This window comes from Kribbella sp. NPDC050470 (assembly GCF_044458365.1).
Classification (GTDB): Bacteria; Actinomycetota; Actinomycetes; order Propionibacteriales; family Kribbellaceae; genus Kribbella.
In genome coordinates, this window is the sequence record NZ_JBITHV010000001.1 from 489,910 (window position 1) to 501,639 (window position 11,730).

At 69.7% G+C, this 11,730-nt stretch carries 9 protein-coding genes; 6 read left to right on the forward strand and 3 right to left on the reverse strand.

The window, feature by feature from the left end; translation table 11 throughout:
• Nucleotides 1–20: 20 nt before the first annotated feature.
• A complete protein-coding gene (locus ACIBGM_RS02195) occupies nt 21–1,067 on the forward strand; it encodes a LacI family DNA-binding transcriptional regulator (protein ID WP_396384209.1) in 1,047 nt (348 codons plus the stop codon).
• Nucleotides 1,068–1,070: 3 nt separating this feature from the next.
• Here the strand turns inward: ACIBGM_RS02195 and ACIBGM_RS02200 are convergent, their stop codons facing one another.
• From ACIBGM_RS02200 to ACIBGM_RS02210, 3 genes are read right to left on the reverse strand one after another with little or no spacing between them, the layout of a single operon-like run.
• Nucleotides 1,071–2,693, reverse strand: coding sequence for an alpha-L-arabinofuranosidase C-terminal domain-containing protein (locus ACIBGM_RS02200; protein WP_360515746.1), 1,623 nt, complete (start codon nt 2,691–2,693; stop codon nt 1,071–1,073).
• Complete coding sequence (locus tag ACIBGM_RS02205) at nt 2,690–4,189, reverse strand: sulfatase-like hydrolase/transferase (protein WP_360515749.1); 1,500 nt, start codon at nt 4,187–4,189, stop codon at nt 2,690–2,692. The genes ACIBGM_RS02200 and ACIBGM_RS02205 overlap by 4 nt, the downstream gene beginning before the upstream one ends.
• Nucleotides 4,186–5,376, reverse strand: coding sequence for a hypothetical protein (locus ACIBGM_RS02210; protein WP_360515752.1), 1,191 nt, complete (start codon nt 5,374–5,376; stop codon nt 4,186–4,188). Before ACIBGM_RS02210 ends, ACIBGM_RS02205 begins: the two co-directional genes overlap by 4 nt.
• Nucleotides 5,377–5,552: 176 nt before the next feature.
• On the opposite strand from ACIBGM_RS02210, the gene ACIBGM_RS02215 reads away from it, so the two are divergent.
• The 5 genes from ACIBGM_RS02215 to ACIBGM_RS02235 all read left to right on the forward strand — a co-directional run bounded on the left by ACIBGM_RS02215 (nt 5,553) and on the right by ACIBGM_RS02235 (nt 11,722).
• On the forward strand, nt 5,553–6,581 hold the full coding sequence (locus ACIBGM_RS02215; RefSeq protein WP_360515755.1) for a LacI family DNA-binding transcriptional regulator: 1,029 nt from the start codon (nt 5,553–5,555) through the stop codon (nt 6,579–6,581).
• Nucleotides 6,582–6,658: 77 nt separating this feature from the next.
• Nucleotides 6,659–8,152, forward strand: coding sequence for an ABC transporter substrate-binding protein (locus tag ACIBGM_RS02220; protein WP_396384210.1), 1,494 nt, complete (start codon nt 6,659–6,661; stop codon nt 8,150–8,152).
• A complete protein-coding gene (locus tag ACIBGM_RS02225) occupies nt 8,149–9,108 on the forward strand; it encodes a sugar ABC transporter permease (RefSeq protein ID WP_360515761.1) in 960 nt (319 codons plus the stop codon). Before ACIBGM_RS02220 ends, ACIBGM_RS02225 begins: the two co-directional genes overlap by 4 nt.
• Nucleotides 9,105–9,932 carry a carbohydrate ABC transporter permease gene (locus ACIBGM_RS02230; RefSeq protein ID WP_396384211.1) on the forward strand — a complete coding sequence of 276 codons (828 nt, stop codon included), beginning with the start codon at nt 9,105–9,107 and terminating at the stop codon, nt 9,930–9,932. The genes ACIBGM_RS02225 and ACIBGM_RS02230 overlap by 4 nt, the downstream gene beginning before the upstream one ends.
• Nucleotides 9,929–11,722, forward strand: coding sequence for a glycoside hydrolase family 2 protein (locus ACIBGM_RS02235; RefSeq protein WP_396384212.1), 1,794 nt, complete (start codon nt 9,929–9,931; stop codon nt 11,720–11,722). Before ACIBGM_RS02230 ends, ACIBGM_RS02235 begins: the two co-directional genes overlap by 4 nt.
• The last annotated feature ends 8 nt before the right edge of the window (nt 11,723–11,730 follow it).

Below are 11,730 nucleotides of genomic sequence, written 5' to 3' on the forward strand. Positions count from 1 at the left end.
TCGCAGGTTAGCCTTCCCCGATGAGCGAAGGAGATCCGATGGAGGCGCGCCGCCCGCCTACCATGGCCGACATCGCGGCCCACGTCGGCGTCTCCCGGCAGCTCGTCTCGCTGGTGCTGCGCGATGCGCCAGGTGCGAGTGACGAGACGCGGCGACGGGTTCGCGATGCGGCGAAGGAGCTCGGGTTCAGTCCGCACGTGGGCGCGCGGTCGCTCCGGCGCGCCCGCAGCAAGGACCTCGGCGTTGTCTTCGCGCCCGCTCACTCGACCGAGCCGGAGATCGTCGAGGCGATCTACCCGGCGGCCGCCGCGCGCGGGTACGACGTGATCCTCAGCGCGCAGACCTCGACGCACAGCACGGACCAAGCCGTCGACGAGCTGCTCGGCCACCGCTGCGCCGCGCTGATCGTGATCGGCTCGGACCTCGACCACTCCGGCCTCCGGTCACTCGCCGAGCGGAGCCTCGTGCCCGTGGTCGACGTCGGCCAGGGCAAGCGCAACCAGTACTACGACATCGTCCGATCCTCGGGAGACAAGGGAATCGAGGAACTGGTCGACCACCTGGCCGAGCTGGGCCACCGCGTTGTCACCTACGTGGACCCATCCGCCATGCCGGCGGGCGCGCTGCGCCGCCGCGGGTACGAGCGCGCGATGAAACGCCACGGCCTGCCCACCGACATCCTGTCCATGCCGGGCGACTACACAGCAGGCAACTACTTCGAGGAAGCCGGCTCGACCGCCGCACACCAACTCCTGCGGCGACGCAAGCTTCCGACGGCCGTGGTCGCTCCGAACGACGACACCGCCGTCGGCCTTCTCCACACCCTCGTCCGCAACGGCGTCCGCGTCCCCGACGACGTGTCCGTGGCCGGCTTCGACGACGCCCCCATCGCCCGCCTCACCTCGGTGGACCTGACCAGCGTGCGCCAGGACCCTGGCCTGATGGGCGTGTCCGCAGTCGAGGCCGCCGTACGGCGAGTCGAGCAGGGCGGCGTACGGCCGCGGGAGACCGTCGTCGAGACATCGCTCGTCATCCGGAGCAGCACCGCGGCACCCCGCTGCCGATGACCTCTAGAGCACGTACGACAGCAGCGTGATGCTGTGCGGCGGGAAGTCGTAACCGTCGACCGGGACCTTGACCGTTCCGCGGTCGCGGAGTGCGACCCGATCGGGGGCGCTCAGGCTGTTCGAGGCCAGTACGTCGTCGACGTCCACGCCGAGGTCCTTGATCGACACCTCCGGCGGAAGCGCGTTGGCCCGGCCGTCCAACGCGATTGTGGCCCGCACCGTTGAGCTCCGATGCCGGTTGATCACCGCCAGCCGGACCGACCTGCCGTCGGCGGTCTCCGTAGCGGTCACGTCGAGGTCGGGGATGGTCGCCGTACGGGTCTGGAAGCCGCCGGTGTGGTCCCGCTCATCACCCTGCCGTACGGCGGCCAGCCGGCTGGGCGACCGTACGTCGGCAGCGAGCGCAACCGGACCGAGGTGGTTCTGGTACAGGTCCCACACGTGGTACGTCGCCGCGCGGACAGCCCCACCTGGTCGAGCCACGACGACGCCGTTCGCGTTGAGCAGGTTGACCGTGTTGGCCATCGTCACCGGCACTTCCAGCCCGCTGGCCCGGTGCAACGCGTGGAACACGCCGGCGTAGAACAGCGCATCCGCCAGCGTCCGCGGGCTCCAGCGGTTGACGCGGTGCGGGCCGTCCGTCGCCAGGCCATGCAGGTCGCGGTCGGCGGTCCCGCCGTCGTCCGACGGCTGTGGCGCGGGCCAGGCCGAGGGCTCGACGTGCCGGATGTTCCACTCGTCCAGCGCCAGGCCGAGCGGTCGTTGCGTCCCGTTGCGGGCGGCCAGGTCGGTGACGAGTGCCGAGTAGTTCTGGATCTCCTGCTCGAAGTACTGCGACTGGGCAACGATCGCGTCGTACTCGTCCGCGCCGTCGATCAGTTGCGTGGTGGCGCCGTAGAGGTGGAACGAGAGGTAGTCCACCTGGTCGCCGACCGCCTCGAGCACAGCGCTCGTCCAGCCCTGCCGGTCGTCGGTCAGCCCGACCGCGATGAACTTCAGCGACGGGTCGACCGCACGCATGAATCGAGCGTGCTCCCGAGCATCCGCGGCGTACCGGCTCGCGGTCCGGTGACCCATCTGCCAGCGCCCGTAGACCTCGTTGCCCAGGCCCCAGTACTTCACGCCGTACGGCGAGGGATGGCCGTTCGCGGCGCGTTGCCGGGTGAACGACGTGTCGCCGGCATAGGTGGTGTACTCGACCCAGCGGACTGCCTCGTCGACATCCCGGCAGCTGTGTGCGAGGTACGGCTCGGTGCCCACCTCAGCGCACCAGGCGAGGAACTCGTCGGTCCCGAAGTGGTTCGACTCCTCCTCACCCCACGCCAGCTCCAGCCGGCGCGGCCGGGAGTCCCGCGGACCGATGCCGTCCTGCCAGTGGTAGGCCGACGTGAAGTTCCCGCCCGGCCAGCGGACGACCGGCAGTCCGAGCTCACGGCACAGCTCCACCACGTCACGGCGCAGCCCGTTGCGTACGTCGGGGTCGTCGTACGACAGCGGCGAGCCCTCGTCGAAGACGCCGCCCTCGATGTTGCCGAAGAACGCCGACTCGAGGAAATGCCCGTAGATGAAGGGATCGATGCGGCTACGGCTGCCGCGGCGGATGTCGATGGTGGCGTCTGCGTTCACTGGTCACCCCGGTTCGTGTACGTCGCTTCGTCGAGCCCGCTCAGCGTCGGGTCGTAGGCCACCTCGCCGACGTCGTACATCGACGTCATCCAGTGGTAGAAGTTGTCTCCCCGGTCACGCAGGACGGCGTACAGGCGATGCATCATCTGAGTGCGGATCTCCTGCTGCTCCGGGTGCTCGTAGACGTTCAGCAGCTCGTCCGGGTCGACCTCGAGGTCGTACAGCTCGTTGACCGAGTCCGGGTTGACGACGAGCTTGTAGCGGTCGGTCCGCAGCATCCGCTGCGGGTACGGGAAGTGGTGCCCGTGGAACTCGCAGACAATGTCCTGGTCCCACTCGACCTCCGCGTCGCCGGCCAGCGGCAGCAGGCTGCGCGAGTCGACGGCGAGCTTCGGGTCGAGGCCGGCCAGGTCGAGGATGGTCGCCGTACAGTCCAGCAGGCTGACGAACTCGTCGCGGACCACGCCCGGCTGCTGACCCGGCACGCGGAGCAGACCGGGTGTCCGGTAGATGTCCTCGTACATCGCCGGGCCCTTGTCATGCAGCCGGTGCGAGCCGGTGAACTCGCCGTGGTCGCAGGTGAAGAACACCGCGGTGTCGTCGACCAGGCCGAGCCGCTCCAGCGCGTCCATCACCCGGCCCAGCTGCTGGTCGATCAGCGCGACGTACCCCTGGTAGACCGCGATCAGCTTGCGGGTGGTCTCGATCGGCATCGTGTCGAAGGTCCAGTGCGCGCTGTAGTTGCGCTGCACGGGCGGCTTGCCCTCGAAGGTCTCGGCCACCGACCGCGGCAGCTCGACGTCGGTCGGGTCGAACAGGTCGAAGTACTCGTCGGGCAGGATGTAGGGCAGGTGCGGGCCGAAGAAGTGCAGGGCCAGGAAGAACGGCTGCCCCTGGTTCTCGACGTCGGCGGCGTACCGCTCCAGGGTTTCGATCGTCCGGGTGGCGAGGTAGTACTCGAACGTCGCCTCGACCGGCTGGTGCAGGCGCGCGGCGAGCAGGTTGCCGGGCCCGCCGTTCGGCAGCGTCCCGCGGACCCGGTCCGAGATCCGGTACGGCGGCAGGTCGTGCTCGGCGAGGTAGTCCAGGTAGTCGGGGTGGTCGACCGGGTTGTGCCAGCCGGGCAGGTCGGGTCCGTCGAAGCCGAAGTCGCCTGCAGTCTTGTTGGTGCCGACGTGCCACTTGCCGATCAGGCCGCAGTTGTAGCCCTTCTCGCGCAGCGCGTGCGAGAAGGCGAACTGGCCGTCGGCGAGGTCCTCGATGTAGCCGACGTTGCGCTCGTGGTTGGCGAGCAGCTTGTGCCGAAACGGGGCCTGCCCAGTGAGCAGGCTGGCCCGCGCCGGTGTGCAGATCGCGGTCGGCGTGTACCACCGGTCGAAGCGGGTGCCGGTCCGGGCCAGCTCGTCGAGCACCGGCGTCATCGCCCGCTGGTTGCCGTAGGCCCCAAGCGTGTCGACCCGGTGCTGATCGGTCATCAGAAACAGGATGTTCGTCACTTGGCGGCCGCCCGGAAGTCGTCGAGCAGGGAGTAGCCCTGCCCGGTGAGACCGTTGCGGCCGGGCTGCACGGTGTACGGCGCGAACACGCTGTTCAGCAGCCATGGGGTGGACGCCGCGGTGAAGTCCCGCACCATGAGCGTGTCCTGCCGGAAGCCGTACGACGCGAACGCGAGCCGGCCGGTGTCGCGGAACCGCTGCACCTGCTCCTGCACGAAGTCCTTGTGGCTCTCGTACCACGGGCTGGCCGACAGGAAGTCGTTCCACTGCTCCTGCGAGAACGGCTGCTGGGTCGCCGCCCGGATGACCTCCCAGACCTGGGTCTCGGGCGCGTACCCGTAGCGCTGCGCGAAGCCCGCCGGGATCGTGTCGGTCAGATGCGCCTTCCACAGCCAGACCAGGGAGAACTCGGTGACGAGGAACTTCTGGTCCGGTCGCATCCGGGGCAGGATGTAGTCGAGGAACGGCTCGATGGCCGCCACGCTGGGCACGTGCGGGTGGATGTCCACCCCTTCCAGCTCGGGCGTCTCCCGCACGAACGTCATCCAGCGCTCCGCGGCCGGCGTCTGCCGGTCCGGCAGGTCGAGCCGGTTGAGAGCGCCCATGTAGAGCCTGGTCCGGCACCGCTCGCCGCAGTGCGTACGACGGTAGTCGATCACGTAGTCGGCGACCGCCTCGTAGAAGGCGTTCAGTCGGTCGTCGCGCTCGTCCGGCCGGCTCTCGATGAACGGCTCGTTGCCGATAGCAAGAATATCGACGCGGCCGACGACCAGCGGCAGGATCTTGTCCAGCCGGGCCAGCTCGGTGGCCAGCTCCGGGCTGCCGGCGGCGGGGAACGCGCGGTCCGCGAACGGGAACTTCAGGCTCAGTACCGTGCCGTAGCCGCGTTGGCCGGCGTCGTGGACGGCCCGGATCGCGAAGTGGTTCGCCGGATCCGGCTCGTCGGCCCACGGCATCGCGAAGAAGCCGCGGATCCAGCCGGCGTCCGCGGCCCGGAGCTCGCGGTAGTCCACGCTGTCGAGGTTCTGGTTGTAGTTCGCCCCGAGGGCGCCGTCGGCGGCGCGCGGACCGGGGCTCGTCTCGGGGGTCGTCTGGGGGGCCGCGGTGGGGGCCGACGCGACGGCCGGGGACACGGCGGTGAGTGCGAGCGTGGCGCCGAGCGCCGTGAGCGTCATCAGACGAAGCATCGCCACTCCTTTGATCGGCTGACGGGAGTGCCCGGGGCGGAGCTGCGTCGCCTCGGCGGGCTCGGTCAAGTTAGCGCTAACATGGATGTCGGTCAAGGTTTCGGGCAATCCGGGGCCTACGATCAGGCGGTGGCCGCGCCGGCAGGTGCGGCCGAGACGACAGGAGGGGGTTGCCGATGCCGCGTCGAGCCGGCGAGCGCCGTCGCCTGGTCCAGCAGCCCTCGATGGCCGATGTCGCCGCGCAGGCCGGCGTGTCCGCGGTGACGGTGTCCCGTGTGGTCAACGGCCACGCGTCGGTCACCCCCGAGACCCGCGAACGCGTCGAGCAGGCGATGCGAGCCCTGGGCTACCGGGCGAACACGGCAGCGCAGGCCTTGGCCACCGGGCGGTTCGGCACCATCGGCGTGGTCTCCTTCGACCTCACCGCGACCGGCAACCTGTACATCGTCGACGCGGTGATCCGCGAGGCCCAGCAAGCCGGGTACGGCGTCAACCTGGCGACTCTGGACGCCGCCATCGACGCCCGGCTCCAGGCCGCCGTACGACGGCTCACCAGCCTGGCCATCGACGGCCTGGTCGTGGTGGAGGCGCGGATCCTGGACGCGCCGAGCCTGCGACTGCCGGACAACGTGCCCGTCGTCGTCGCCGAAGGCGCCTCCGACGTGGGGTATCCGGCGGTAGGCGCGGACCATGGCGCCGGTGCGACCGCGGCGGTCGAGCATCTGCTGAACCTGGGGCACCAAACCGTGCACCACGTGACCGGGCTGGCGGACTCCTACCCGGCCGTCCGCCGGAAGGAGGCGTGGCAACGGGCGTTGCGGCGCCGCGGGTGTGGCATCCCGGAGCCGGTGACGGGCGACTGGACCGCCGCGTCCGGGTACGCGGCCGGGCTCGAGCTGCTCCGCGATCCCGGGGTGACCGCGATCTTCGCCGCCAACGACCAGATGGCGGCGGGTGTGCTGCGCGCAGCCGCGGAGCTCGGCCGGCGCGTGCCGGACGACCTCAGCGTGGTCGGGTACGACGACGCCGAGGTGGCCGGCTTCCTGAATCCACCGCTGACCACGGTGCGCCAGGACCTGGCCGGCGTCGGCAAGCACTGCGTGAACGTGCTGCTCACGGCCATGCGTGGCGAGAAGCTCGACTGGTCGACCCGGTTGCTCGCACCCGAGCTGGTGATCCGCTCCAGCACGGCGCCGCCGGCCTGACTTCGCCGTTCCCACCCTCTTGACGGGCTCTGGGGTGCTGCCTATGTTAGCGCTACCAAGAGCCCAAGGGAGTCGGCATGACAGACCAGAGAATCTCCCGCCGCCGGTTGCTCGGCCTGTCGGGCGCACTCGGAGCCTCCGCGCTCCTTCCCGCCTGCACCGGCGGTGGGCAGTCGAGTGAGGCCTCGCAGGCCGCGACTGCCGCAGCCTCCGGACCGGTCTCCGGCGCGGTCACCTGGTGGGACCAGTACCGGCCGCTGACGAAGCTGTTCACCGAGGACGTCTTCGCCGGCTACATGAAGCAGCACACCGCCGTGAAGGTGACCCGGCGGGAGATGCCCGCCCCCGATCTCGCCCAGGCCCTGCAGATCGGGCGACGCAGCAAGCAACTTCCGGACGTGCACTCGATCGCCGGACTGGAAGCCGCCCCGGCCGCGCTGGTGAGCGAGGGCTGGTTCAGTCCGATCGGCGACCTCGTCGACGTCGAGAACAGCCCGGTCGGCCCCTACCTGTACGACGGCATCCACCGCTTCGACGGGAAGGTCTACACGTTCCCGGTCTTCACTGGCCGCTGGCACGACGCGATCCCGTGGACGAACACCGCGCTGCTGAAGGCGGCCGGCGTCGACCCCGCGACGTCACCCGCCACCTGGGACGAGTTCCGGGCAACCGCGCGCACCTTGACCGAGAAGACGCCTGACGACGTCTTCGGACTCGTTGTGCCGGGCAAGGAAGCGCCGTACCTGGACGCCCTGGTGAACCGGTTGGCGATGACCGCCGGGGGATCGGGTGGCGTCGACTGGAAGACCGGTGAGTACGCCTACGGGTCCCAGCCGTACCTGGATGCCTTCGAGTACCTGGTGTCCCTGAAGACGGACAAGGTGGTTCACCCCGCCTCGCCCTCGATGGGACCGCGGGACGCGCGGGCCAGGTGGGCGGCGGGCCAGGCAGTCGTCTACATGTGGGGCCCGTGGTTCATCGGCGGGCTGAACGTCGAGGAGCCCGAGGCGGTCCAGCGAGGTGTCGGCGTTTGGCATGTGCCGACGCCGGAGACGACGCGCAACCTCGTCTACAGCTCGCCGGCCTCGGGACCGTTCTGGGTCTCCAGCGCGTCGAAGAACCCCAAGACCGCGGCGGACCTGATGCTCCGGCTGGCCACCGAGGAGGTGCAGTCCAAGCTCGCTTCGACGATGGACGTGCCGCCGGTGCTGCTGGACCGGGTCAAGGGGTCGAAGGCGCATCCGACGTACCAGCAGAACGTCGCGTTCATGGAGCAGGACGTCCGGATCGCGCCGGTCCCCGAGGTCGGCACCCCGGGCGTGGCGAAGGTGCTGGCGACCATGCGCGACATCCACCCGAACGTCGGCGAGATCGCGCAGTCCGTGCTCAGCGGGTCCGACGTCGACTACAAGAGTGCCTTGAGCAACTACGCCGGCAAGGTGACCGCCGAGCGGGAGCGGGCCCTGAAGGCGGCGAGCAAGGGCGGCGCCGAGGTGGACGTGAACGCCTGGGTGTTCGCCAACTGGGACCCGAAGCAGGACTACACACAGAAGTCGTACGACGGCCGATGACGACCCTGCTCGATCGGAAGACCGCCCCGCCGCGCGATGTCCCGGCGCGCGGCGGGCGGGCCGCGCGGCGGCGCCGTACCTGGTGGATGTATCTGTTCCTGTTGCCGACCGTGCTCGGCTACGGCGCCTACACCGTGTACCCGCTGGTCGCCTCGTGGTGGTACGCCCTGCTCGACTGGCCCGGGTTCGCCGAGACCGGCACCTTCATCGGGCTGGAGAACTTCCGGCGGCTGTTCGAGGACGACCTGTTCTGGAACGCCTTCGGCAACTCGCTGGTCTTCCTCGTCGTCGCGGTTCCGCTGCGCGTGGGGCTGGCGCTGGCGCTCGCGCTGGTGCTCAACTCCCGGCGGACGCCGTTCCGCGGCTTCTTCCGCACGCTGTTCTTCCTGCCGGTGGTGACGACCGGCGCGATCGTCGGGATCGTGTTCACGCTGCTGCTCGACGCGAGCGGGCCGATCAGCCTCGCCATGGTGAAGTCCGGCCTGCTCGACAACCCGGCCAACTTCGCCGCCAACGCCGGCACCTCCCTGTACGCCGGCATCGCCGTCTGGGTGTGGAAGTGGCTGGGCATCACGCTGATCTACTGGCTGGCGGCGCTGCAGACGATCCCGCAGGACATCCACGAGGCGGCGCTGGTCGACGGGGCCGGCGCGTGGCGGGAGTTCCGGCACGTGACCCTGCCGTTGATGGTGCCGTTCCTGGTCATCATCACGCTCATCGACACCGTTGCCGCACTCAACGTCTTCGACCTGATGCAGACGCTGACCGCGGGCGGCCCGTCCTTCTCCTCCGAGGTGATCGAGATCTACATCTTCCGGACCGCGTTCCAGGCGACCGTGCCCGAGCTCGGCTACGCGTCCGCGGCCGCGGTGCTCTTCGGTGTGCTGACGATCGCACTGGCCATCGGGCAAGCGGTGGGCGTGCGGTGGGCCCGGCGGCGGATGGGGACGTCGTGACGAGCAAGCGACGCAGCTGGCTGACCGGTGTCGGCCTCGCTGTGGTGGCCGTGGTGTGGATCTACCCGTTCGTGTGGCTGGTCTCGGCCTCGCTCAAGTCGTCCAGCGAGGTGTTCGGCAAAGGACTCGATCTGGTCCCCAGCGAGGTGCGGTGGGAGAACTACGCCCGCGCATGGACCGACGTCGGGTTCGCGTCGTACATGATCAACACCGTCCTCATCACGCTCGGTACGGTGTTCCTGGTGATCGTGCGCAGTGCGCTCGCCGGGTACGTGCTGGGGCGTCACGACTTCGCGGGGAAGAAGGTGCTGATCGGGGTCTTCCTGCTGACGTTCTTCATCCCCGAGGGGTACACGATCATCCCGATCACCCAGCTGACCGACCAGCTGCACCTGCTCAACACCCACGTCGGCGTCATCCTCGGCCTGGGCGCCGGCGGGCACGTCGCGGCCACGCTGCTGTACGCCGGGTACTTCCGCAAGCTCCCGAAGGAGCTCGAGGAGTGCGCCGAGCTGGACGGCGCCGGACCGATCACGATCTTCTTCCGGGTGATGCTCCCACTCGCCTGGCCGATCACCGCGACCGTCTTCATCCTGACCTTCCTGTTCGCCTGGAACGTCTACCTGCTCCCGCTGGTGTTCACGTTGAGCGATCCGGACCTGCGCACCCTCGCGGTCGGCATGACCGTCTTCGTCGGCGAGCAAAGCACCGACTGGTCGGGCCTCGCCGCGGCCGCGGTCATCTCGCTGATTCCGGCGATCGCCGTCTCCGCCGTCCTCCAGCGCCGCTTCGTCGACAGCATCGCCGGCGCGGTGAAGCAGTGAGCGAGGAGTACCCGCGTCCGCTGCTGAAGCGTGACCACTGGCAGGACCTCTGTGGGCCGTGGGACTTCGCGACCGGCGACGGATCGCCGTACATGCGAACCATCCAGGTCCCTTATCCGCCGGAGAGCACGCTGTCCGGGATCGACGACCAGTCCCCACATCCGGTGGTGCGGTACCGCCGGACGGTGCGCCTCGACCGACAACCGTTGCCGGGCGAACGCGTCCTGCTGCACGCCGGCGCCGTGGACTACCGAGCGGACGTGTGGGTCAACGACGTCCACGTCGGCGGTCACGAGGGTGGGCACACCCCGTTCACTCTCGACGTCACTGCAGCACTGGCCGGCCACGACGATCACGTGATCGTGGTCCGCGCCGAGGATCCACTCGACGACGGCACCCAGCCGCGTGGCAAGCAGGACTGGCGCGAGCGCCCGCACGGGGTGTGGTACCACCGCACCACCGGCATCTGGCAGCCCGTCTGGCTGGAGATCGTTCCCGCACTGCACGTACGCCGCCTGCACTGGACGCCCGACGTGGTCCGCGGGTCGGTCACGGCCGAGGTGGAGCTGTCGTACCCACCGGCACCTGGTGCCCGCGTGCGCATTGTGCTGTCCCACCAAGACCGGGTTCTCGCCGACCAGACCGCGCTCGCGCAGGGACAACGCCAGCGCTGGGATGTCGCGATAGAGGCGGCCCGGCACCAGCTCGACCAGCGTCTGCTGCTGTGGAGTCCGGATCAGCCGACGCTGCTCGACGCCCGGGTCGAGGTCATCGAGGGAGACCGGGTCGTCGACAGCGTCACGTCGTACGTCGGCCTGCGCAGCGTCGGCGTGCGGGACGGGCGGTTCCTGCTGAACGGGCAGCCGATGTTCCTGCGGCTGGTGCTCGCGCAGAACTACTGGCCCGAGTCCCGGCTGGCCGCTCCGAGCGCGGCCGCGCTGCGCCGCGAGGTGGAGTTGATCAAGGAGTTGGGGTTCGACGGCGTGCGCGTCCACCAGAAGGTCGAGGATCCACGGTTCCTCGCCTGCTGCGACCGGCTCGGGCTGGTGGTCTGGGACGAGATGCCGAGCGCGTACGAGTACGCGCCGCGTACGGTCGAGCGGCTGACCAAGGAGTGGCTCGAGGTGGTCGAGCGGGACCGGAGCCATCCGTGCGTGGTGACCTGGGTGCCGTTCAACGAGAGTTGGGGCGTTTGGCACGCGACCGAGTCGGCGCAGCAGCGACATGCGACGACCGCCCTCTACCACCTGACCCATGCGCTCGACGGCACCCGGCCGGTGATCTCGAACGACGGTTGGGAGCACACCGAGAGCGACATCTGGGGCTTGCACGACTACGCGCCCACAGCCGAATCGCTGCGAGCCCGCTACGCGGATCGGGCGGCGGTCGAGCGGGTGTTCGGTGACCGGCCGCCGGCGCGTCGTACGGCGTTGCTCGGCGACCCGGTCCGCCGGGGACAGCCGCTGATGCTCACCGAGATCGGCGGGCTGAGCCTGCGTCCGCCGGAGGGGGAGGAGTGGCACGGGTACGCCGCTGTGGATTCGGTCGCCGAGTTCACGAAGACGTTCCAGGACATGGTCGACGCGATGCTCGACAGCCCGGAGATCGCCGGGTTCTGCTGGACGCAGCTGACCGACACCGACCAGGAGACCAACGGACTGCTGACTGCCGGCCGGGAGCCGAAGCTGCCGGTCGAGGTGGTCCGGTCGATCCTCGGGCGGCCCGCCCGTTCCACCCCGGCCGAGGCGATCGACGCCGCCCGCCGGGAGGCCCGTCGTACCGCTCGATGAGAGGAGAC